The 23,568-nt window shown below is 71.6% G+C and carries 19 protein-coding genes; 11 read left to right on the plus strand and 8 right to left on the minus strand.

Annotation, left to right across the window (positions count from 1 at the left end):
* Positions 1-59 precede the first annotated feature (59 nt).
* Both hemW and L3078_RS15365 read right to left on the minus strand, forming a co-directional pair.
* Complete coding sequence (hemW, locus tag L3078_RS15360) at positions 60-1,292, minus strand: radical SAM family heme chaperone HemW (RefSeq protein WP_239754202.1); 1,233 nt, start codon at positions 1,290-1,292, stop codon at positions 60-62.
* Positions 1,293-1,418: 126 nt separating this feature from the next.
* Positions 1,419-4,139, minus strand: coding sequence for an ATP-binding SpoIIE family protein phosphatase (locus L3078_RS15365; protein WP_239754203.1), 2,721 nt, complete (start codon positions 4,137-4,139; stop codon positions 1,419-1,421).
* A gap of 206 nt (positions 4,140-4,345) precedes the next feature.
* Here L3078_RS15365 and L3078_RS15370 point away from each other — a divergent pair, with 206 nt between their 5' ends.
* Positions 4,346-8,416 (plus strand): HAMP domain-containing protein, encoded by a 4,071-nt coding sequence (locus tag L3078_RS15370; protein ID WP_239754204.1) that lies wholly within the window; start codon positions 4,346-4,348, stop codon positions 8,414-8,416.
* Complete coding sequence (locus tag L3078_RS15375) at positions 8,413-8,985, plus strand: response regulator (protein ID WP_239754205.1); 573 nt, start codon at positions 8,413-8,415, stop codon at positions 8,983-8,985. Before L3078_RS15370 ends, L3078_RS15375 begins: the two co-directional genes overlap by 4 nt.
* Before the next feature lie 78 nt (positions 8,986-9,063).
* Here L3078_RS15375 and L3078_RS15380 read toward each other — a convergent pair whose 3' ends face one another.
* Positions 9,064-10,941, minus strand: a complete 1,878-nt coding sequence (locus L3078_RS15380) for an AMP-dependent synthetase/ligase (RefSeq protein ID WP_239754207.1) — start codon at positions 10,939-10,941, stop codon at positions 9,064-9,066.
* 244 nt (positions 10,942-11,185) lie between these two features.
* A complete protein-coding gene (gene lepA, locus L3078_RS15385) occupies positions 11,186-13,054 on the minus strand; it encodes a translation elongation factor 4 (RefSeq protein WP_239754208.1) in 1,869 nt (622 codons plus the stop codon).
* A 223-nt stretch (positions 13,055-13,277) separates the two neighbouring features.
* On the opposite strand from lepA, the gene rpsT reads away from it, so the two are divergent.
* On the plus strand, positions 13,278-13,544 hold the full coding sequence (gene rpsT / locus L3078_RS15390) for a 30S ribosomal protein S20 (protein ID WP_215455396.1): 267 nt from the start codon (positions 13,278-13,280) through the stop codon (positions 13,542-13,544).
* A gap of 192 nt (positions 13,545-13,736) precedes the next feature.
* On the opposite strand, the gene holA is transcribed toward rpsT, so the two are convergent.
* The 4 genes from holA to L3078_RS15410 form a co-directional block, all read right to left on the minus strand.
* A complete protein-coding gene (gene holA / locus L3078_RS15395) occupies positions 13,737-14,723 on the minus strand; it encodes a DNA polymerase III subunit delta (RefSeq protein ID WP_239754209.1) in 987 nt (328 codons plus the stop codon).
* 153 nt (positions 14,724-14,876) lie between these two features.
* A complete protein-coding gene (locus L3078_RS15400) occupies positions 14,877-15,122 on the minus strand; it encodes a hypothetical protein (protein ID WP_239754210.1) in 246 nt (81 codons plus the stop codon).
* 96 nt (positions 15,123-15,218) lie between these two features.
* Positions 15,219-16,022, minus strand: coding sequence for an arylamine N-acetyltransferase family protein (locus L3078_RS15405; RefSeq protein WP_239754211.1), 804 nt, complete (start codon positions 16,020-16,022; stop codon positions 15,219-15,221).
* Positions 16,023-16,026: 4 nt separating this feature from the next.
* Complete coding sequence (locus L3078_RS15410; protein ID WP_239760332.1) at positions 16,027-18,510, minus strand: ComEC/Rec2 family competence protein; 2,484 nt, start codon at positions 18,508-18,510, stop codon at positions 16,027-16,029.
* A 239-nt stretch (positions 18,511-18,749) separates the two neighbouring features.
* Between L3078_RS15410 and L3078_RS15415 the strand changes: the two genes are divergently transcribed.
* The 8 genes from L3078_RS15415 to L3078_RS15450 all read left to right on the plus strand — a co-directional run bounded on the left by L3078_RS15415 (position 18,750) and on the right by L3078_RS15450 (position 23,422).
* The gene (locus L3078_RS15415; protein ID WP_239754212.1) at positions 18,750-19,142 is read left to right on the plus strand and encodes a DUF6907 domain-containing protein; all 393 of its coding nucleotides are present in this window, start codon (positions 18,750-18,752) and stop codon (positions 19,140-19,142) included.
* A complete protein-coding gene (locus tag L3078_RS15420; RefSeq protein ID WP_239754213.1) occupies positions 19,139-19,333 on the plus strand; it encodes a hypothetical protein in 195 nt (64 codons plus the stop codon). The genes L3078_RS15415 and L3078_RS15420 overlap by 4 nt, the downstream gene beginning before the upstream one ends.
* Positions 19,330-20,121 (plus strand): DUF2637 domain-containing protein, encoded by a 792-nt coding sequence (locus L3078_RS15425; RefSeq protein ID WP_239754214.1) that lies wholly within the window; start codon positions 19,330-19,332, stop codon positions 20,119-20,121. The genes L3078_RS15420 and L3078_RS15425 overlap by 4 nt, the downstream gene beginning before the upstream one ends.
* Complete coding sequence (locus L3078_RS15430; protein ID WP_239754215.1) at positions 20,118-20,441, plus strand: hypothetical protein; 324 nt, start codon at positions 20,118-20,120, stop codon at positions 20,439-20,441. The genes L3078_RS15425 and L3078_RS15430 overlap by 4 nt, the downstream gene beginning before the upstream one ends.
* Positions 20,442-20,519: 78 nt before the next feature.
* The gene (locus L3078_RS15435; RefSeq protein ID WP_239754216.1) at positions 20,520-20,726 is read left to right on the plus strand and encodes a hypothetical protein; all 207 of its coding nucleotides are present in this window, start codon (positions 20,520-20,522) and stop codon (positions 20,724-20,726) included.
* A complete protein-coding gene (locus L3078_RS15440) occupies positions 20,726-20,905 on the plus strand; it encodes a DUF6257 family protein (protein ID WP_239754217.1) in 180 nt (59 codons plus the stop codon). The genes L3078_RS15435 and L3078_RS15440 overlap by 1 nt, the downstream gene beginning before the upstream one ends.
* A gap of 85 nt (positions 20,906-20,990) precedes the next feature.
* A complete protein-coding gene (locus tag L3078_RS15445; RefSeq protein WP_239754218.1) occupies positions 20,991-23,045 on the plus strand; it encodes an ATP-binding protein in 2,055 nt (684 codons plus the stop codon).
* 152 nt (positions 23,046-23,197) lie between these two features.
* Positions 23,198-23,422: a hypothetical protein gene (locus L3078_RS15450; protein WP_239754220.1), complete on the plus strand. Its 225-nt coding sequence runs from the start codon at positions 23,198-23,200 to the stop codon at positions 23,420-23,422.
* Positions 23,423-23,568 lie beyond the last annotated feature (146 nt).

A 23,568-nucleotide genomic window follows, 5' to 3' on the forward strand; every position in this document is an offset into this window, starting at 1 on the left:
CGTACGAACCAGGTTAGGTACCGAACCCCCGTTCCGCACCGATTCACCCACGCGAGTGATCAGTCCACCAGGTCCCGCACCACCGCGTCCGCCAGCAACCGCCCCCGCAGGGTGAGCACCGCGCGGCCCTCCGCGTACGGGGCCGGTTCCAGGAGGCCGTCGGACAAGGCACGGGCGGCCGCCGCCGCGCCCTCCTCCCGCAGCAACGACAACGGGCACCCCTCCCGCAGCCGCAGCTCCAGCAGGATGCGCTCGACGCGGCGGTCCTCGTCCGCCAGCAGCTCGCGCCCGGCGCCCGGGGACCGGCCCGCCGCCAGCGCGCCCGCGTACGCGCCGGGGTGCTTGACGTTCCACCAGCGCACGCCGCCGACATGGCTGTGGGCGCCCGGTCCCGCGCCCCACCAGTCGGCGCCGCGCCAGTACAGCTCGTTGTGGAGGCAGCGCCCGGCGTCGGACGTGGCCCAGTTGGAGACCTCGTACCAGTCGAACCCCGCCGCCGAGAGCGTCTCCTCGGCGATGAGATACCGGTCGGCGTGCACGTCGTCGTCGGTCATCGGCACCTCGCCCCGGCGGATCCGCCGCGCCAGCTGCGTGCCCTCCTCGACGATCAGCGCGTACGCGGAGACGTGGTCCGGCCCGGCGCCGAGCGCGGCGTCCAGGGAGGCCCGCCAGTCGTCGTCCGACTCGCCCGGCGTGCCGTAGATCAGGTCGAGGTTGACGTGGTCGAAGCCGGCGGCGCGCGCCTCCGCCACGCACGCCTCGGGGCGCCCCGGCGTGTGCGTACGGTCGAGGATCTTCAGCACGTGCTGCCGCGCGCTCTGCATACCGAACGAGAGCCGGTTGAATCCGCCCGCTCGCAGGGTCTCCAGATACGCGGGGTCGACCGACTCCGGGTTCGCCTCGGTCGTCACCTCCGCGTCGTCCGCGAGACCGAACTCCTCCCGGATCGCCCCCAGCATCCGTACGAGGTCGTCGGCGGCCAGCAGGGTCGGCGTGCCGCCGCCGACGAAGACCGTACGGACGGGACGCGGATCGTCGCCCATGACCTTGCGGGCGAGGCGGATCTCGTCGACGACCGTGTCGGCGTAGTTGTCGCGGGAGGCGAGGACGCCGCCGGTGCCGCGCAGCTCGGTGGCGGTGTAGGTGTTGAAGTCGCAGTAGCCGCAGCGGGTCGCGCAGTACGGGACGTGGAGATAGAACCCGAGGGGACGCTCGGCCGCGTCGGCCAGGGCGTGCGCGGGCAACGCCCCGTCGTCGGGGACGGGCTCGCCGTCGGGGAGTGCGGAAGGCATGTCCTCCATTGTCCAGCACCCCCGCCGGTCCTCGGCCCGCTCTTGATCCGCCGCCCTCGATCCGCCGCCGTCGTGCCCCTGCTCCGACCCTGCTCCGACCCTGGTGACGCCCTGCTCCGGCCGCTGCTACTCCGCCCGCAGCACCAGCAGCGCGAGATCGTCGTCGGGTGGCCGTTCCCCGAACTCGTGGACGAGTCGGCGGATGCGTTCGGCGATCAGCTGGGCGTCGAGGCCGGCGCAGCCGGAGAGCGCGGTGGCGAGGCCGTCCCCGTCGTCGAACATGTGCGGGCCGCTGCGCCGCTCGGTGACTCCGTCGGTCACGCAGAGCAGGGTGTCGCCGCAGCGCAGCTCGAACGTCTCGGAGATGTACTCGGTGTCCTCGATCACCCCGAGCAGCGTCTGCGGCTCGGCGACGGTCCGGACGTCGCCGTCGGGGCCCAGGAGCAGGGGCAGGGGGTGGCCGGCGGAGGCGAGGGTGCAGCGGACGCCGCCGGGGACGGGGACGAGTTCGCCGTAGAGGAGGGAGAGGAAGCGGGTCTGGGGGCCGTCGGGGTCGACGAGGGCGGGGTCGCCGGCCGTGACGAGGGCGCGGGCGGCGGCGTCCGCGGCCTCGGTCGCGTCGTCGAGGAGGAGCTGGTTCAGGCGGTCGAGCACGTCCGCGACGCCGTAGCCCTCGCGGGCGAGCAGCCGCAGCCAGGGGCGGGCGAGCCCGATGACCACGGCGGCCTCGGGGCCCTTGCCCTGGACGTCGCCGATCGCGAAGCACCAGCGGCCCCGGCCGGCGGGGAACAGGTCGTAGAAGTCGCCGCTGGGTCCGCCCTTGTCGCACGGCTCGTACACCAGGGCGCTCGACACCCCGGGGATCTCGGCGACCGCGCCCGGCAGCAGGCCGCGCTGGAGCACGCGGCTGATGGTCGCCTGGCGTGCGTACTGGCGGGCCGCCCCGATCGACAGCGCGATACGCCGACTCAGGTCCTCCACCAGCCCGGTCACCTCGTCCGGGAACCGCAACAGCCCGGCCCGCCCGATGACGAGCGTCCCGAGCGGCCGCCCCCCGGCAATCAACCGATAGGCCAGCGCGGCCCCGCCGCCGCGCTCCCCGGCCGACAGACCGTCACGCCCCCACACCGCCCCGCCGTCACGCGGCCCCGCAGATCCACCGCCGAGCGTCCCCGCTGAACGGTCGCCCTCCTCCTGCACCGCCCCGCCGTCGCCCGTCCCCGCGGGCCCGCCGCCACAGCTCCCCGGCGGTGGGCCGCTGCCCGCATCCCCCGGCCCGCTTCGGCGGTGGCCCGTCGGCGAGTCCTCCTCCGTCTCCGTCGGTCGGGCGTCGATCGCCCCCTCCGGCCGGACGCCATCCGTCTCCCCCCGCCCGTCGGCACCCGTCAGCCCCCGCCCGTCGGCACCCGTCAGCCCCTGCCCGCCGACCCCCGCCTCCACCGCGCCGCCGACGCCCGACCCGGCAGACGCGCCTCCGCCCTGCTCAGCAGACGCGCCCCCGCCGCCCTCCGTCAGTCCGCGGCCGTCCGTTCCCGTCGGCACGCAGCCGTCCGTTCCCGTCGGCCCGCAGCCGTCCGTTCCGCTCGGCCCGTTCTCGTCGGCCGGGGCCGGCCACGGTACGGGCACCGCCCTCGACCGTACGGAGTCGGGCAGTCGGGGTGGGTTCTTCTCCAGGGCGCGGCGCAGTTCCTCGATGCGGTTCTCGCTGCCGTGCCAGACGCGGGCGAGTCGTGGTGCGGGGCCGAACGCGCCGTCGCCGCCGCGCCAGCCGAGCCCCTCGTCCTCCAGCCACACCGCGCACCAGTCGGCCAGCCTCGGCACCAGCAGCTGCCCGGCGAGCGCGGCGACCAGGTCCTCGTCGAGCTGCCCGGCGAGCAGATCGGACGCCTCGGCCAGGAAGGACAGCGCGCCCCGGTTCAACCACTCCCGGTCGCGCTCCACACCGTCCCGGGGCAGGGGAGCGACCAGATCGACCGGGTCCGGGCCCTGCTCACGGCCGCCTTCGACGCCGTATCCGACGCGACCGGCGCACGCCCGCGCACCGCCGGGTCCCTGCCCCTCTTCCGCCCCGGCGTACGCCAGCGCACTGTCGACGCCCCGCAGTTCCTCCTCACCGGCGTACGCCAACGCGCGCCAGTCCGCACCCCCCGCGGTCCCCTCGACAGCCCGCTCGGCCGCCTCGCCCCCGCCGGTTCCCTCGGCACCCTCGGCCCTCTCAGCCCGCCCGGCCTCCGGCCCCGCCGCCTCACCGCCGTACGCCCCGAACGCGTCCTCCACCGCCATCGCCCCGTCGACCGACAGCCGCGCCCAGACGGTCTTCACGCCGGTCCGGTAGGTGATCCCCCAGGCTTCGGCGAGCGCGGCGACAAGGCGCAGGCCGCGCCCGTACTCGGCGGCCCCGTAAGGCCGTTCGACGAGGTAGGGGCGTTCGGCGCCCTCGTCCCGTACCGCCCTGGAGGGGTGGTGGTCAGAGACCTCGACGAGCAGCCATCCGGCGGAGGCCGGGTCGTCGCGCCCCAGACGGCACAGCAGTTCGACGTCCGTGCCCGCGTGGACGACGGCGTTGGTGACCAGCTCACTGACCACCACGAGGGCGTCCTCGACGAGGCGCGCGGAGAGGGCCGTGGCGCCCGGCAGATCGAGCTCGGCCCACTCCGCGAGCGCGGTACCGACGAAGCGCCGGGCAGCCCCCGGCGCGAGCGGCCCGCCGGGCAGCGACACATGCACCACCGCGCGCCGGTCCGCGCCCGCGTACGCGGATCCGGCAGCCAGCGCGTCCGCCCCGACGCGCGCGGGCGCGTCGGGCGCGCACGACACGGTCTCCCGTTGCGTCGGAATGGCCCCCACTGAGCGGCTCCCTGAGAAAGTTCGGACGAATAGGCCTCAGGCGGCACGGACAGAGTGACAGACTGACCACGCCCATAAGCGCCGAGTTACCGAAGTGGGCCACCATGAGTGAGAACAGTGCTACGCGGGTGCTCCGAGACGGTCAAAAAGACAGCCAAACGGACGTTCTGATCCGGGCATCCGATCTCCGCGCGCTGACCGCGGCCATGACCGCCGCCCGCGACGGCAGCTTCACGAAGGTCCCGGAGGCGGGCCCCGCCCCGGTGGCGGAGCTGTGCGCCCTCTTCAACCAGATCATCGACCGCAGCACCCACTTCGGCTCCGAAGTGCAGCGGGTGCGGCGGGAGTTGGTCCGGCACGGCCGTCTCGACGAGCGCCTGTCGGCCAGCCCGGGCCAGGGCGCCTGGGCGACCCGCGTCGACGACGTGAACCAGACGCTGGACGCCCTGGTCGCCCCCGCCGCCAACGCCACCCGGGTCCTGGACGCGGTGGCCGGCGGCGACCTCACCCAGCGGGTGGACCTGCACGACGGCAACCGTCAACTGCGGGGTGATCTGCGGCGGTTGGGCCGCGCCGTGAACAAGATGGTCGACCAGCTGTCCCTGTTCACCGGCGAGGTCACCCGGGTCGCCCGCGAGGTCGGCACCGAGGGACGGCTCGGTGGCCGGGCCAAGGTCCGGGGCCTGTCCGGGAGTTGGCGGGACGTGACGGAGGCGGTCAACACCATGGCCGCCCGGCTGACCGCGCAGGTGCGGGACATCGCCCTGGTGACCACGGCGGTGGCCCGCGGCGACCTCACCCGTACGGTGACCGTCGAGGCGACCGGCGAGTTGCTCGAACTGAAGCTCACCGTGAACACGATGGTCGATCAGCTGTCCGCCTTCGCCGACGAGGTCACCCGCGTCGCCCGCGAGGTCGGCACCGAGGGTCAGCTCGGCGGCCGCGCGCAGGTCCGGGGCGTCTCCGGCGTCTGGAAGGACCTCACCGACAACGTCAACTTCATGGCCTCGAACCTCACTTCGCAGGTCCGCAACATCGCCCAGGTGACCACGGCCGTGGCGAACGGCGACCTCAGCCAGAAGATCACCGTCGACGCGCAGGGCGAGATCCTGGAGCTGAAGTCGACGATCAACACGATGGTCGACCAGCTCTCCGCCTTCGCCGACGAGGTCACCCGCGTCGCCCGCGAGGTCGGCACGGAAGGCAACCTCGGCGGCCGCGCCCAGGTCCGGGGCGTCTCCGGCGTCTGGAAGGACCTCACCGACAACGTCAACTTCATGGCGGACAACCTGACTTCACAGGTCAGGAACATCGCCCTCGTCTCCACGGCCGTCGCCCAGGGCGACCTCGGCAAGAAGATCACGGTCGAGGCGAAGGGCGAGATCCTCGAACTCAAGTCGACGATCAACACGATGGTCGACCAGCTCTCCGCCTTCGCCGACGAAGTCACCCGCGTCGCCCGCGAGGTCGGCACCGAGGGCAACCTCGGCGGCCAGGCGCAGGTCCGGGGCGTCAGCGGCGTCTGGAAGGACCTCACCGACAACGTCAACTTCATGGCCCTGAACCTGACCTCGCAGGTCCGCAACATCGCCCAGGTCACCACCGCCGTCGCCAACGGCGACCTCTCCAAGAAGATCACCGTCGACGCGCGCGGCGAGATCCTGGAACTGAAGGACACCGTCAACACGATGGTGGAGCAACTGCGCGCCTTCGCCGACGAGGTGACGCGGGTGGCCCGCGAGGTCGGCACCGACGGCGCGCTCGGCGGCCGCGCCCAGGTGCTGGGCGTCTCTGGCGTGTGGCGGGACCTCACGGACAACGTCAACTACATGGCGGACAACCTGACGTCGCAGGTCAGGAACATCGCCCAGGTGACCACGGCCGTGGCGAACGGCGACCTCTCCAAGAAGATCGACGTGGACGCGCGCGGCGAGATCCTGGAGCTGAAGACCGCCATCAACACCATGGTCGACACCCTCTCCTCCTTCTCCTCCGAGGTCACCCGGGTCGCCCGCGAGGTCGGCTCCGAGGGCCAACTCGGCGGCCAGGCACGGGTGGAGGGCGTCTACGGCACCTGGAAGCGTCTGACGACGAACGTCAACGAGCTCGCCCTGAACCTGACCACCCAGGTCCGCGCCATCGCCGAAGTCGCCTCGGCCGTGGCCCAGGGCGACATGTCCCGGTCGATCACGGTGGAGGCGCGCGGCGAGGTCGCCGAGCTGAAGGACAACATCAACCTGATGGTGGCCAACCTCCGCGAGACCACCCGGGCGAAGGACTGGCTGGAGTCCAACCTCGCCCGGCTCGCCGCCCTGATGCAGGGCCACCGCGACCTGATGGAGGTCGCCGACCTGATCCTGCGCGAGCTGACCCCGCTGGTGAACGCCCAGTACGGCGCCTTCTATCTGGCCGATCCCGACGAGGACGGCGCGGCCCCGCTCCCGGTGGCGCCGACCAAGGGCCTCGCGTTCATCGCTGGCTACGGCGCGGCGCAGGGCGCGACCGTGGAGACCGGCGGCCTGCCCGTGCACGGTCTGGTGGCGCAGGCGGCCCGGGAGAAGAAGCGGATCCTGGTGGAGGAGGCCCCACCGGGCTACATCAAGATCAACAGCGGTCTCGGGGAGGCTTCCCCGTCCAGTGTCGTGATCATCCCGATCCTCTTCGAGGACAAGCTCCTCGGCGTGATCGAGCTTGCCTCCTTCTCCCGCTTCTCCGATGTCCACCTGGCGTTCTTCGACCAGTTCGTGAACACCATCGGCGTCGCCATCAACACCATCATCGCCAACTCCCGTACGGAGTCCCTCCTCGGCGAGTCCCAGCGCCTCGCCATGCAGCTCCAGGAGCGCTCGGACGAACTGCAGATGCAGCAGGCGGAGTTGCAGCGCTCCAACGCCGAACTGGAGGAGAAGGCGGCACTGTTGGCCACCTCCTCGCAGTACAAGTCGGAGTTCCTTGCGAACATGTCCCACGAGCTGCGCACCCCGCTGAACTCCCTCCTCATCCTGGCGCGACTGCTCTCCGACAACCCGGACGGCCATCTCACCGACCAGGAGGTGCAGTTCGCGACCACGATCCACCGCTCGGGCTCGGACCTCCTCCAGCTGATCAACGACATCCTCGACCTCTCGAAGATCGAGGCGGGCCGGATGGACGTACGCCCGAAGCGCCTCCCGCTGATCAAGCTCCTCGACTACGTCCACGCCACGTTCCGCCCCCTCACCCTCGACCGGGGCCTGTCCTTCGAGGTGACGGTCGGCGAGGACGTCCCCCGCGAGATGTACTCGGACGAGCAGCGCCTCCAGCAGATCCTGCGCAACCTCCTCTCCAACGCGATCAAGTTCACCGCGTCCGGCCGGGTCGAGCTGACCGTCAGCCGCGTCAAGGACCCCGACCACCGGTACACCCGCGAGGACCACGACGAGGTGATCGCCTTCGCCGTCTCGGACACCGGCATCGGGATCGCCGCCGAGAAACTCCCGGTGATCTTCGAGGCGTTCCAGCAGGCCGACGGCACCACCAACCGCAAGTACGGCGGCACCGGCCTCGGCCTGTCCATCAGCCGCGAGATCGCCGGCCTGCTCGGCGGCCGCATCATCGCGGAGAGCGTCCCCGGCAAGGGCTCGACCTTCACCCTGTACGTCCCGGTCTTCAGCCCGGGACACGGCGTGACGGGCCCGGTGGTCGAGGAGCGCGGCACCCTCGTCCCCGAACAACTGACCACCGAGCCGTACCCGGCCGCGTACGACGGCGACACGCACGACAGCGACGACTCCTGGCCGGCGCCCACCAAGCTGGAGGCGTGGAAGGTGGGCCGCGCGGGCCAGGTCCTGCCCGGCCGCCGGGTGCTGATCGTCGACGACGACATCCGCAACGTCTTCGCACTCACCCATGTCCTGGGCCGGGTCGGCATGCCCGTCCTGTACGCGGAGAACGGCCGCGAGGGCATCGAGACCCTGGAGCGCAACCCGGACGTCGAACTCGTCCTGATGGACATCATGATGCCGGAGATGGACGGCTACGAGACGATCTCCGCCATCCGCCGCACCCCCCGCTGGGCGGGCCTGCCCATCGTCGCCCTCACCGCCAAGGCGATGCCCGGCGACCGCGAGAAGTCCATCGCCCGCGGAGCCAACGACTACGTACCGAAACCGGTGGACGTCGACCAGCTGCTCACGGTCGTCTGCGCGGTCCTCGACCCGGAAGCCCCGCAGGGCCCGGAGAGCGCCGAGCCGTCCCCCGAGAAACGCACCGAAGAGAACGAGGCACCCTCACCATGACCACTCAGGACCGGACCGACGCGGGCGCGGGCATCCTCCTCGTCGACGACATGGAGGACAACCTGCTCGCCCTGGAGGCCGTCCTGGCATCCCTCAACGAGCCGCTCGTCCGCGCCCGTTCGGGCGAGGAGGCGATGAAGGCCCTCCTGCGGCACCGCTTCGCCGTCGTCCTCCTCGACATCCGGATGCCCGGCATGGACGGCTTCGAGACCGCCGCCCACATCAAGCGCCTCGATCAGACCAAGGACGTCCCGATCATCTTCCTCACCGGCACGGACGCCGACGCCGGTTACGCCTTCCGCGGCTACGCCACCGGCGCCGCCGACTACCTCACCAAGCCCTTCGACCCCTGGGTGTTACGGGCGAAGGTCAGCGTCTTCCTGGACCTGCACCGCAAGACCCGGGAGCTGGAGACCCTGCGGGCGACCCGCCGAGAACACACGGACCAGGTGGACGCCCGCCTGGCGGCCCTGGAGAAACACCTGGCCGCACCTTCACCGGACTTGACCGAGATACGCACGCAGATAGGTGAACTTCGAACCCTGGTGGAGAACAACCGCGCCCTTTAGGGGCGCGGGGAACTGCGCGACCAGCCACGACGAACCCGCAGCCGCCGAGCAGTCCCCCGCCCCCTCCCTGCGAACGCGCTACGCCTCACGAGCTCCCGCGTACATGTCCTCGATCAGGTGCTGGTACTCCTTCTCCACCACCGGCCGCTTCAACTTCAGGCTCGGCGTCAGCTCACCGTGCTCGACATCGAGGTCCCGCGGCAACAACCGGAACTTCTTGATCGTCTGCCACCGCTGCAACCCCTCGTTGAGCTGCTTGACGTACCCGTCGATCATCTCGACCGTCGCCGGCGCCGCGATGATCTCCTCGTACGACTTCCCGCCCAGCCCGTTCTCGGCGGCCCAGCCCTGGAGGGACGGCTCGTCGAGCGCGATGAGGGCCGTGCAGAAGTTCCGGTCGGCGCCGATCACCATGACGTTGGAGGTGAAGGGGCACAGCGACTTGAACTGCCCCTCGATCTCGGTCGGCGCGATGTACTTGCCGCCGGACGTCTTGAACAGGTCCTTCTTCCGGTCGGTGATCCGCAGGTACCCGTCGGGCGACAGCTCACCGATGTCACCGGTGTGGAACCACCCGTCGGCCTCCAGCACCTCCGCCGTCTTCTCCGGCAGCCCGTGGTAGCCCTCCATCACACCGGGCCCGCGCAGCAGGATCTCGCCGTCGTCCGCGATGCGCACCTCGCAGCCGGGCAGCGGCTTGCCGACCGTACCGGTGCGGTAGGCCTCGCCGGGGTTCACGAAGGAAGCCGCCGAGGTCTCGGTCAGGCCGTAGCCCTCCAGGATGTGGATGCCGGCGCCGGCGAAGAAGAACCCGATCTCGGGCGCCAGCGCGACCGAGCCGGAGACACAGGCCCGCAGCCGGCCGCCGAACGCCTCGCGGAGCTTGGCGTACACCAGCTTGTCGGCGACCGCGTGCTTCGCGCCGAGCGCGAACGGCACCGAGGCCGTGCCGGTGCGGCGGAAGTTGTCCTGGCTGGTCTTGGCGTACTCGCGGGAGACCCCGGCCGCCCACTGGAAGATCTTGTACTTGGCCGGGCCGCCCGCGCGGGCCTTGGCGACGACGCCGTTGTAGACCTTCTCGAAGATGCGGGGCACGGCCGCCATGTACGTCGGCTGCACCACCGGCAGATTCTCGATGATCTTGTCGATCCGGCCGTCGACCGCGGTGACGTGCCCGACCTCGATCTGACCGCTGGTGAGCACCTTGCCGAACACGTGCGCGAGCGGCAGCCACAGGTACTGCACGTCCTCGGCGCTGACCAGCCCGGTCGCGGCGATCGCCTTCGCCATGTACGACCAGTTGTCGTGCGGCAGCCGGACACCCTTGGGGCGGCCGGTCGTGCCCGAGGTGTAGATGAGGGTGGCCAGCTGGTCCTTGGTGATCGCGCCGACCTTCTCCTTGATCAGGTCGGGGTTCTTCTCCAGGTACGCCGCGCCGCGCTTCTCCAGCTCGGCCAGGGAGAGGACCCAGTCCTCGGAGAGGTCCGCCCCCTCGGTGTCGATGACCACGACGTGCGTCAGCTCGGGCAGCTCGGCCTTCTTCTCCCGGGCCTTCGCGAGCTGCGCCGCGTCCTCGGCGATGAGCACCCGACTGGACGAGTCCGAGAGGATGTACGCGGACTCCTCGGCGTTGGTCTGCGGATAGACGGTCGTGGTGGCGGCGCCCGCGCACATGATGCCGAGGTCGGCGAGGATCCACTCGATACGGGTGGACGAGGCGAGGGCCACCCGCTGCTCGGGCTGCACCCCCAGCTCGATCAGTCCGGCCGCGACGGCGTAGACCCGTTCGGCCGACTGCGCCCAGCTCAGCGACTTCCAGTCGGAGGGCCCCTCCCCGGAGGCCGGTGGCACCGGGTAGCGGTAGGCCTCGCCGTCGGGCGTGGCCGCCACGCGCTCGAGGAAGAGGGCCGCCACCGAGGGCGGACGGTTCTCGATCAGGGTCTGTGTGTCGCTCACGACATCCTCCGGGGCACGCGACAGTACAGCTGGCTCACGGACTGTGCGGCTGGCTCAAAGCGGCTGTTGTTTAACTCGCGAGTAACCATCGAGTGGTGATCAGGGTAGAGCGCGGTCCGCCTGTTGGTAAGGGGCGGCGACGGGTCACTTTCCACCGAGAACGACCCTACGAACACACGCGGGCCCGTCGCGGCGACACGCGACGAGCCCACGCTCCACTCAAGTTTCCGGGAGCAACCGGTGGCTACTTCTTGCCCTTGCCGCTGCCGGCACTGTCGTCGCTGGACAGAACGGCGATGAAGGCCTCCTGCGGAACCTCCACAGAGCCCACCATCTTCATCCGCTTCTTGCCTTCCTTCTGCTTCTCCAGCAGCTTCCGCTTCCGGGAGATGTCACCGCCGTAGCACTTGGCGAGGACGTCCTTGCGGATGGCGCGGATGGTCTCGCGGGCGATGACCCGCGAGCCGATGGCCGCCTGGATGGGCACCTCGAAGGCCTGCCGCGGGATCAGCTCGCGCAGCTTGGCGACGAGCCGCACCCCGTACGCGTACGCCGCGTCCTTGTGCGTGATCGCCGAAAAGGCGTCCACCTTGTCGCCGTGCAGCAGGATGTCGACCTTGACCAGGCTGGAGGTCTGCTCACCCGTGGGCTCGTAGTCGAGCGAGGCGTACCCGCGCGTCTTCGACTTCAGCTGGTCGAAGAAGTCGAAGACGATCTCCGCGAGCGGCAGCGTGTACCGGATCTCGACCCGGTCCTCGGACAGGTAGTCCATACCGAGCAGGGTGCCGCGCCGGGTCTGGCACAGCTCCATGATCGAGCCGATGAACTCGGTCGGAGCGAGGATCGTGGCGCGTACGACGGGCTCGTACACCTCGTTGATCTTGCCCTCGGGGAACTCGCTCGGATTGGTGACCGTGTGCTCGGTACCGTCCTCCATCACGACCCGGTAGACCACGTTGGGCGCGGTGGCGATCAGGTCGAGCCCGAACTCGCGCTCCAGCCGCTCCCGGATCACGTCGAGGTGCAGCAGCCCGAGGAAGCCGACGCGGAAACCGAAGCCCAGCGCGGCGGACGTCTCCGGCTCGTACACGAGCGCGGCGTCGTTGAGCTGGAGCTTGTCGAGCGCCTCGCGCAGCTCGGGGTAGTCGGAGCCGTCCAGCGGATAAAGGCCCGAGAAGACCATGGGCTTCGGGTCCTTGTACCCGCCGAGCGCCTCCGTGGCCCCCTTCTGCTGGCTGGTGACGGTGTCACCGACCTTGGACTGACGGACGTCCTTCACACCGGTGATGAGGTAACCCACCTCGCCGACGCCGAGACCGTCGGCGCCGAGCATCTCGGGAGAGTTGGTCCCGATCTCGAGAAGCTCATGCGTCGCGCCCGTGGACATCATCTTGATGCGCTCACGCTTGTTGAGCTGGCCGTCGATGACACGGACGTACGTCACGACACCGCGGTAGGAGTCATAGACCGAGTCGAAGATCATCGCGCGGGCCGGGGCGTCCTTGACGCCGACGGGCGCCGGGACCTCCTTGACCACCCGGTCCAGCAGCGCGTCCACACCGAGTCCGGTCTTCGCGGAGACCTTGAGCACGTCGGACGGGTCGCACCCGACGAGGTTGGCCAGCTCCTCGGCGAACTTCTCGGGCTGCGCGGCCGGCAGGTCGATCTTGTTCAGTACGGGGATGATCGTGAGCTCGTTCTCCATCGCCAGGTACAGGTTGGCGAGGGTCTGCGCCTCGATCCCCTGCGCCGCGTCGACGAGGAGGACGGTCCCCTCACAGGCCGCCAGCGACCGCGACACCTCGTACGTGAAGTCGACGTGCCCGGGGGTGTCGATCATGTTGAGGATGTGCGTGTTGCCCGGATCAGTGGTCGGCGCCCAGGGCAGACGCACCGCCTGGGACTTGATCGTGATGCCGCGCTCACGCTCGATGTCCATGCGGTCGAGGTACTGAGCACGCATCTGCCGCTGCTCGACCACACCGGTCAGCTGGAGCATCCGGTCGGCGAGCGTGGACTTGCCGTGGTCGATGTGCGCGATGATGCAGAAATTGCGGATCAGAGCCGGGTCGGTACGGCTCGGCTCGGGCACATGGCTAGGGATCGCGGGCACGCAGGGTCCTGATTCTTGAGCGTCCGCAGCCGTCTGCGGTCTCGGGTCGGATCGGGTCTGGCGGGTCTGTACGTAGGCACCATGGTCCCACGGGTGGAGGGCTGCGACCGGTTTGGGCCGACGCGAGAGCTGCTGGTAACGTGGGCCGCTGTGTCTCATGCCCTCTCTGCAGGAGGCACAGCCAGAGAAAACCAAGCGCAATCCAAGCTGAAAAGGCTCATTCGTGGCGAACATCAAGTCCCAGATCAAGCGGAACAAGACCAACGAGAAGGCGCGCCTTCGCAACAAGGCCGTCAAGTCGTCGCTCAAGACCGCGATCCGCAAGGCCCGCGAGGCCGCTGCCGCGGGTGACGTCGAGAAGGCAACCGAGTACCAGCGCGCTGCCGCGCGTCAGCTCGACAAGGCCGTCTCGAAGGGCGTCATCCACAAGAACCAGGCCGCCAACAAGAAGTCGGCGCTTGCTTCCAAGGTCGCCACCCTCCAGGGCTGAGCTTCACCTTTGATCTGACCGTCGGCTGGACCAGAGCGGGCCCTCTCTCTCCGCTCCCACCCGACACCCCGGATCCGCACGCGGCCTGCGTTCGCCACGCGGGTGCGGATCCCCCATCTCGAACCGAAGGCCCCGCCGCCGCCCCTTCCCCGGGACGAACGCGGGGCCTTCGGCATGCCCGCACCCACCCGCTCAACCCCGACGCGACCGGGCCGCCCGCGCGATCACCACGACCGCCTTCTCCAACACGTACTCGGGATCGTCCCCGCCGCCCTTGACCCCGGCATCGGCCTCGGCGACCGCCCGCAACGCCACGGCCACCCCCTCCGGCGTCCACCCCCGCATCTGCTGCCGCACCCGGTCGATCTTCCACGGCGGCATCCCCAACTCCCGCGCGAGATCCGCGGGCCGCCCACCCCGCGCCGACGACAACTTCCCGATCGCCCGCACCCCCTGGGCCAACGCGCTGGTGATCAACACCGGCGCCACCCCCGTCGACAACGACCACCGCAGCGCCTCCAGCGCCTCCGCCGCCCGCCCCTCGACGGCCCGATCGGCCACCTCGAAGCTCGACGCCTCGGCCCGCCCGGTGTAGTACCGCCCGACCACCGCCTCGTCGATCGTCCCCTCGACGTCCGCCACCAACTGCGACGCGGCCGACGCCAACTCCCGCAGATCACTCCCGATCGCGTCGACCAGCGCCTGGCACGCCTCCGGCGTCGCGGACCGCCCGAGCGTCCGGAACTCCCCCCGCACGAACGCCAGCCGATCCCCCGGCTTCGTCATCTTGGGGCACGCCACCTCCCGCGCCCCCGCCTTGCGCGCCGCGTCCAGCAGGGCCTTGCCCTTCGCGCCGCCCGCGTGCAGCAGCACCAGGGTGATCTCCTCGGCGGGAGCCCCCAGATATGCCTTCACGTCCTTGACCGTGTCGGCCGACAGATCCTGCGCGTTCCGCACGACCACGACCTTGCGCTCCGCGAAGAGCGACGGACTCGTCAACTCGGCGAGCGTGCCGGGCTGCACCTGGTCCGAGGCCAGATCCCGCACATCCGTGTCGGCGTCAGCGGCCTTCGCCGCGGCCACCACCACCCGCACAGCCCGGTCGAGCAGCAACTCCTCCTGCCCCACGGCCAACGTCACGGGGGCGAGAGGATCATCGTTCACAGTCTTCTTGGCCATCCCGGACAGCATCCCACGCCCCACTGACAACCACCCGCGGCAACCGCGCCCGGCCAGGGGCGCGGGGAACTGCGCGGGGACCTGTGCGAGCACCCCCACAAACCCGCACACGACGAACGACCGACCAGTCACCCGGCGCCCCCCAGCGGAGCGTCACGGCTCCTCCCGCCACCCCTCCCACTCCCCCACGAACTCGTCCAACGCCACCGGATCGAACCGCTCCCGCTCGTCCCGCAGCACCACCAACCACTGCGCGTCCTCGGCGTCGTCCTCCCCCGCCAACGCGTCCCGCACCACCTGCGGCTCCTCATCCAGCCCGAACCGCTCCCGCAGCGCCTCGACAACCTCCTCGGCCGCGTCCCGGTCCGGCAACACCAGCACATGCCTCACATCACTCACGCCCCCATCTTCCGCCACCCACCTGGGGCCCTCCCCCCTCCCCCCCTCCCCCGCCCTCCCCTTCCTCCCTCTCCCGGGAGCCCCCACCCCACCCCGCTACTTCCCCACCTCCGGCACCCTGTCCAGCTCCATCCCGAATCGGTCCCGGTACACCGACAACACCTCCTCGTCCGAGCCCAGCTCGGTCACCTCGCGGGCGCCGGCCGCCGAGGTGGTGGTGAACGTGCGGCCGCTGAGGGTGATGCGGCCGCCGTCGTCCGTGAGACGGGAGCAGACGAGGGACTGGGTGAAGTGGGAGGCCGGCGAGGTGCTGTGCCACCAGGCCCCGGCCACGAAGTCCCCGAGCGCCCTCGGCCGCGTCTCCAACCGGTACTGCGGCTTGCCGTTCCGGAACACGTCCAGGTCCCCGAACTCCCGGCCCCCGCTCTCCCGGTCCGCCTCCGCCACCCGGAACATGCCTCCCGGATCCTCCTGCTCCGCCCGATCCCCGAACTCCAGCGGAAAGTGACTGTTCGCCCCGAACCCGACATCGGCCAGCCAGTCACCCCCGTCCACCGTCCGCACCCGCAGCGCCAGATGGTCGTACGGGATCCCGAGCCGCCCCTCCTCGCCGTACACCCGTGCCGCGAGCAGCGTCACGTCGAACCCGAGCTTCGAGAGCAACGCCCCGAACAATCCGTTCAGTTCGAAGCAGAACCCGCCCCTGCGCTCCCCGACCACCTTGTCCAGCAGCCGCTTCTCCTCCAGCACGATCTCCTCTCCGAGGTGGATCGACAGGTTCTCGAACGGCACCGCCCGCAGATGGCGCAGGTGCAGTTCACGCAGTACGTCGACGGTGGGCCAGGCCTGCTGCTCGGCCCCGAGACGGCGAAGGTAGGCATCAAGCTCTGCGGTGTCCATGCCCTCAGTCTCGCGCCACGAGCAACTCCTTCGCCGTACCCGCGACGGCGACCGCGCCGTCCTCGTCCGTACGCAGCACCGTGGCACCCCCGGCCCGCAGCGCCGCGACCGTGCTGGGCGCCGGATGGCCGTACGGGTTGTCCGCGCCGACCGAGATGAGCGCCAGCTCGGGGGCCATGGCCCGTATCAGCCCCGGATCCTGGTAGGCCGAACCATGGTGCGCGACCTTCACCACGTCCACGGCCCCGAGCGCGGCGGCCTCCGCGGACCTCGCCAACTCTCGCTGACCGGGCGGTTCCAGGTCGCCGAGGAGCAGCAGGGTCAGCCCGGCCGAGCGGACGAGCATGGTCACGCTGGCGTCGTTCGGCCCGTCCGGCGTGACCGCGTCGCCCGGCGGCCACAGCACCCGCCAGGCCAGGCTGCCCGTGCGCCGCTCCTCCCCGGCCACGGCCCGTGTCAGCGGGATCCGCCGGGCCGCCGCCTCCCTGCGCACGAACGCCGCCTGCTCCACGGGCTCCTCGAACCCCGTCGTCGCGATCGCCCCCACCGAGCGCCCCCGCAGCACGCCCGGCAGACCCACCACATGGTCGGCGTGGAAGTGGGTGAGCACCACCAGCGGAATCTCGGTGATGCCGAGCGAGGTCAGACACCGGTCGACCAGCACGGGATCGGGTCCCGCGTCCACGACCACCCCCGCCCCGTCGCCCGCCGCGAGGACGGTCGCGTCCCCCTGGCCCACGTCGCACATCACGAAGCGCCAGCCCGGCGGCGGCCACCCCGTGATCACCCTGGTCAGCGGCGGTGGCTGCACCACGACCAGCAGGAACGCCACCAGGCAGGCCCCCACCAGCCACGGATGGCTCACCAGCCGCCGTCCGACGAGGACGACGACCACGGTGACCAGGCCGAGCAACAGCGCGCCGGCCCAGCTGCCCGGCCAGTCCACGCCCGCTCCGGGCAACGAGGCCCCGGTGCGGGCGATGTCGGCGATCCAGCCGGCCGGCCAGCTCGCGCACCAGGCAAGGCACTCGGCCACGGGCATCGCCACCGGTGCCGTCGCCAGGGTGGCGAACCCCAGCACCGTCGCCGGGGCCACCGCGAATTCCGCCAGCAGATTGCACGGCACCGCCACCAGGCTCACCTTGGCCGACAGCACGGCCACGACCGGCGCGCACACCGCCTGCGCGGCTCCCGCCGCCGCCAGCGCCTCGGCCGGACGCGGTGGCACCCGGCGCCGCTGGAGCGCCGCACTCCAGCGGGGAGCGAGGGTGAGCAGGGCGCCGGTGGCGAGGACGGACAGCAGGAAGCCGTAACTACGGGCCAACCACGGGTCGTACAGCACCAGCAGCAGGACCGCCGTCGCCAGTGCCGGGATGAGGGACCTGCGGCGCCCCGTCGCGATGGCCAGCAGCGCGATCGAACCGCACGCCGCGGCCCGCACCACACTCGGGTCGGGCCGGCACACGATCACGAACCCGAGTGTCAGCGCCCCACCGGCCAGCGCGGTCGCCCGCAACGGGATCCCTAGCCGGGGCGCCAGCCCTTTCCGCTCCGCCCGCTGAGCCAGCCCCGGCGGACCGATGAACAGGGCCAGCAGGATCGTGAAGTTCGCGCCGCTGACGGCCAAAAGATGCGTGAGATCGGTCGCCTTGAACGCCTCGTCCAACTCCGCCGGCACCCGCGAGGTGTCCCCGACGACGAACCCGGGCAACAGGGCCCGCGCGTCCGCGTCCAGCCCGTCGGTCGCCTCCCGCAGCCCCGCGCGCAGCCGCCCCGCGACCCGCTGCACCTCGCTCGCCTCCTCCACCACGGCCGGGGCCCCACCGCCCCGCACCCTCAGCACGGCGGCCACCCGGTCTCCCCCGACCATGGCCGGCACGGCCTGCGCGGCCACCCGCACCCGCGTCGACGGCAGCAGCGAGAGCCAGGCCGCCCGGCCGGCCCCCGCCTCCACGTCGACGATGACCAGCACCGGAGTCCGCGTGTCGACGACCGCCCCGTCCGGGCTCCGCACACGCCGTACCTCGGCCTGGAGGAGGACCGCGGCCGGGGCCGCGCGGTGGCCCTGGACCTGGGGCCGGGTGAGACGCGGGTCGGAGGTGAGCTCCACCTCCGCGGTCACCCGGGCGTACCGCTCGGCCAGCCCGGGGACCGGCCCCCGCCGCAGATCCGCCCCGTGCAGCCCGGCGGAGACGGCAGCCGCGCCCGCACAGAGCAGCACCGCGGCGACAGACACCTTCGTCCAGGCCCCGCCGCCTGAGCCGCCCTCGGACCCGCGCCTCCGTCGCGGCGCTTGCCGGCGGACCAGCAGAGCCACCCCCACCACCCCACAGACCGCGGCCACTCCCGTGATCCACCCCGGCGAGGCATGGACCGTCAGTGCCGCCGTCGCCCACGCGGCCAGCGCCGGTGGGACGAGGCGCAGGTCCGTGGGCCCCTCCTGCCGGGGGTGCGCGTCGCCGAGCCGGCTACCCGAGGCCGCGTGCACGGCGGATCGCGGCGGAGCACCGGGCGCCCCAGCCCCGGCAGGCCCCACCCCCGCCGACGTCCTCTCCTCCTCTCCCGCCGTCCTCATGGCCGTACGAGATTCCGTAGGTCGGCGAAGCGGCGGTCGCCTACAGGTAGTCGCATACCTAGCAAAACAGCAAAGAAGCGGCCCCCGGCGGTGTTGGAAGCACCGACCGAGGGCCTGACCGACCTACCTGATACGAGCAGGAGACCGGGTCCATGGATCATCCCATGCCGTCCGCCGGGCGGACCATCACTCTGCCCACCCTCGACTACGGCGACGTGACGCTGACGTGCCCCCAGTGGTGCACCGGCCACGCCGACCACCGGCCCGACACCTACCGCGCCGACATCCACCACAGGGGCCCGGACGTCGTCCTCGCCTTCCACGGCGCCGAGATCATCGCCGCCGGGCTCTCGCAGTCGCCCTTCGCCACGATCGTCACCCCCGGCCTCGGCGGCCCGACGGTCGGCGCCTCGGTGTCCCCGCCGGACCGGTCGCTTACGCCCGTCGACCTGTACTCCCTCGCCGTTGCTCTCGACAGCTACGCGGACCAGCTGCGCGACCTCGCCGAGCAGCTGCACGCGCTCCTCGTCGGGGGTGCCCGGTGAGCCGCAGCCTCGTACGCCGCCCCACCGAGAACGCCGCGATCCGCGCGGCCGACCGGTCGGCCCGGCGACTCCCGCCCGTCCCCGCCCTCATGGCCGCTCTCCTCGACGCCCACCAGCGTCGCGACCTGGAGGGCGTCACCCTCGCCGCGCACCGCGCCGTCCGCGCCGCTGAGCCGGGGGTGGGCGAATGATCGGCAACCCGTCCCGGGCGCTGGCCGTCGGCGCCGGCCTCGTCATCGTCGCGCTCACCGCGGCTGCGTTCTGGCTGTCGTACGCGCACCTCGCCGAGGTCGCCCTCGCGCACGGCATGGCCGGTAAGGACGTCCGGGCGTGGGCGTGGCCCGCGACCCTGGACCTGTTCATCGTCGCCGGGGAGCTGCTCATGCTCCGGGCCGCGCTCGCGGGCGAGGTCGACCGGTGGGCGATCGGTCTCACGGTGGTTGGCTCTGGCTCCTCGATCGCCCTGAACGTTGCCGGGGTCGGGGGGAACGCCGAGCCGCTGGACTACGTGGTCGCCGCGGTGCCGCCCACGGCCGCGCTGCTGGCGTTCGGGGCGCTCATGCGGCAGATCCACCAGGCGCTCGCCGAACGCGCCGAGCCGGTCGACGTGACCGCCGAGGTGACCACGGCCGTGACCGTAGAGCGGGTCGAGGATGACCAGCCGCAGCCCGCGCTGGAGGCCGCCCCGCTGGTCATCCCGCCCCTCGACGAGGGCGTTTTCTGGAGCCCCTCGTGGCGCCGTGATCTGACCGCGAAGGCGACCGCCCCGGTACCCGCCGCACAGGCCCGGCAGGTGGTCACAGCGGCTGTCGCGCTCACCCCAGCCGACCTGCGGAGAGAGGCCCGCAGGCTGCACCGGGAGGCGGTCAGGTCGACGAAGCGGCCGGTGACCATCAAGACGCTTCAGGACGAACTCGGTCTGTCGCGTCGTGAGGCGACCGAGCTGCGGCGTGACGTGGTCGGGGTGGTGCGGCCATGAGCGACGCCGTGGAGAAGGCAGAGCAGGCGGTCCGGGCCGCCGAGACCGACACGGCCGCCGTGCAGCTGGCCATGGCGGCGATGGAGCTGGCGAAGCTGGCCACCCAGCAGCAGGCACAGGCGCCGGCGGCGACCTGCCAGCACGACCACCACAACACCCGCCGCAGCGCGGGCGAGTGGATCGGCATCGCCTGCGCGGTGTGCGTCGGCAGCGTCGGCCTGGCGTTCGCGTCCCTCGCGCTCGCCATCCTCGGCGGCGTCGGCGCGATCGTCGTCCTCGTCCTCCGGGACATGTGGCGCGACATGCACAAGGGCCGCTGACTCGCCCTTCCGTCCCCCGCAGCACGTCTGCGGGGGTGCGGTGGGGCCGGACAGCCCGGCCCGTCCCAGGAGGACACCGTGACCCGAGAACAGCGACTGACCATGGCCGACGCCGCCAACACCAGGGCCGCAGCCCTCGCCCGCGACGCCGAGGACGCCGCCCGCAGCTTCCACGACCGACACAAGGCCGCGCCGCTCGCCGCCGCCGGCGCTCTGTGGGCCGACATCGCCCGCAGCCACGCCGCCATCGCCGCCGCACTGCCCGAGACCGCCAAGGAGAAGTGATGGCCGACAACCCCGACATCCGCTTCGCCGACTTCACCACCGGCGAGAAGCTGCGCGTCATCGCCCTGACCGCCCGCATGGCCAAGCGTGGCGCGGCCGGTGACGGCGTCGACCTCTCCGACCTGAAGCGGAAGGTCGAGCGGATCGAGCGGCAGGCCGCCCGCCGCAAGAAGAAGTAGCTCCACCCCGGGGGCGGCCTCAACCGCCAAGCCGCGGCCGCCCCCGGGCCCGGACCGCCCATCAGAACAACCCGGAGAGACCAGCATGACGGACACCGTCGTACCCGCCAGCGTCGACACCGAGGAGCAGGCCCCGCCCGTTCCCGTCGACAACCCCAAGCTTCCCGACCCCGGCGTCACCGACGAGAAGCGCCGGCCGATCCTCCCTGCGTGGCTGAAGGACCGCACCGAGTTCGCCACCACCACCCGCCACGCGGGCGCCCGCCTCGGCTACGCCAGCGCCTATCACGGGCTCCGTCTGCCCTGGTACGGCATCCAGTTGACCGCCATGGCCCCCCGCGGTGCCTGCCGCCTCGTCGCCGAGACGAACCGGTGGGTGTGGGACCGCGAGGCCGCCCCGTTGCGCGGGCACGCCGTCCGTACCGAGGACGTCGAGGAGTACCTGCACCTGGCCCGGCTGCGCGGCAACCGCGTCCGGCTGCGCGGCCTGGTCACCGTCGTCGCCACGGTGTTCGGCCTCGGCTTCGCCCTGTGGCTGTACGTCATGGCGCCCGCGTTTCTGTGGGTGTTCGCGGCCGGCGGGGTGATGACCCTCGGCTACTTCGGGCAGCAGCCCGATGCCCCTGTCATCGGTCCGGCCGTGCTGCGCACCGAGTTGCAGAGGCTGACCGGCACGATCGTGCTGCGCGCCCTGGACTCCATCGGCAACCCGCGCATCTCGGCCGCCGTGAAGAAGGGCGGCGACATGAACGGCATGCGCTTCACCAGCGAGATCACCCGCGACGGGCCCGGCTACCGCGCCGACCTCGACCTTCCGTACGGCGTCGTCCCCGAGGACGTGATGGAGCAGCGCCAGGCCCTCGCGTCCGGCCTGCGCCGCAAGCTGGGCTGCGTGTGGCCGTCCGGCGACCCCGACGAGCACGAGGGGCGGCTGATCCTGTGGGTCGGCGACAAGCCCATGAACGAGACGACGAAGCCGCCGTGGCCGCTGCTCAGCGAGGGCGAGGTCGATCTCTTCAAGCCCGTCGTGTTCGGCAACGACCAGCGGATGCGCGCCATCGTCGTCACCCTCATGTTCGCGTCCGTCGTGATCGGCTCCATCCCCAGGATGGGGAAAACCTTCCTGCTCAGGCTGCTGCTGCTCATCGCCGCCCTCGACCCGCGCGCGGCCCTGTACGCGTTCGACTTCAAGGGCACCGGCGACCTCGGCCCGCTGGAGCCCGTATGCCACCGCTACCGGTCCGGCGAGGACGACGACGACCTCCTGTACGTCCTGCACGCCATGCGGGAGCTGAAGGAGGAGCTGCGGCGCCGCGCCAAGGTGATCCGCTCGCTGCCGAAGTCCCGCTGCCCCGAGTCGAAGGTCACCCCGGCCCTGGCCAGCGACAAGAGCCTCGGTCTGCACCCGATCGTGATCGGCTTCGACGAGTGCCAGGTGCCGTTTGAGCACGAGAAGTACGGCGCCGAGCTGGAATCGATCTGCACCGACATCGCCAAGCGCGGCCCCGCCCTGGGCATCGTCGGGATGTTCGCCACCCAGCGGCCCGACGCGAAGTCCCTCCCGCCGGGCATCTCGGCGAACGCGGTGCTCCGGTTCTGCCTGAAGGTGATGGGCCACACCGCGAACGACATGGTGCTTGGCACCGGCGCCTACAAGTCGGGCATCCGCGCGACCATGTTCACCCGCTCCGACCGCGGCATCTGCTGGATGTCCGGCGAGGGCGACGACCCGCTGATCGTGGCCTCGGCGTTCGTCGACGGCCCAGGCGCCGAGCTGGTCGTGGCCCGCGCCCGGCAGCTGCGCGAGGACTACGGCAACGTCACCGGCCACGCCCTCGGCGAGGGACCGGCGGCCACGGTCGGGATGGACATCCTCGGCGACGTCCTGAAGGTCATGGCCGTCACGGAGAAGGCCACGTGGTGCGAGCGCCTGGCCGCCCGTCTCGCCGAGCTCCGGCCGGACGTGTACGGGGAGTGGAAGGGCGAGCACGTCACCGCCGCACTCAAGCCCTGGAGCGTCCGTACGGGCCAGGTGTGGGGGCAGACCGAGGAGGGCGAGGGCAAGAACCGGCGCGGCATCGAACGTGCCGATGTGGTCGCCGCGGTCGCCCGCCGGGAGGCCGACCGGCTCGCCGCCTGAGCCCCGGAACGGGCCGCTAGACCTAGCAACCCGCCCCGCTAGGTCTAGCACCCCCGCTAGCACCAAATACGGCCCCTGAGCAGGCACCTAGCGTCTAGCAGGGGCGCCGCTGGAACCCCGGGAACACCCCCATCTGGAGAGGAAGACACCCCATGTGGCTCGCTATGGCCGCCCTCGTGCTCTGGCTCGGCTTCTACGCCGTCCAGTGCGCCGTCAAGCCGTTCGCCCCGTGCCGGAAGTGCGGCGGCCTCGGAAAGATCAAGCAGTTCGGGAAGACGAAGATGTGCCCGCGCTGCCTCGGCAAGAAGCTCCGGCTCCGCGTCGGCCGCCGCGCGCACAACGCCTGGCGCCGCACCCACGAGGCCGGCGCCCGCTGACCGCCACGACGGCCCCCGGGCGGGATACGCGTACCGTCCGGGGGCCGTCTCATGCCTGCGCGCGGAGACGCGTACGCGCGCAGTGTCCCGGCCCGGCCGCCTCGCTCGGGGGCAGCGTCAGCGACCAGGCCGGGGGCTCTTGCGGT

The organism is Streptomyces deccanensis (genome assembly GCF_022385335.1).
In the GTDB taxonomy this organism is placed as follows: Bacteria; Actinomycetota; Actinomycetes; order Streptomycetales; family Streptomycetaceae; genus Streptomyces; species Streptomyces deccanensis.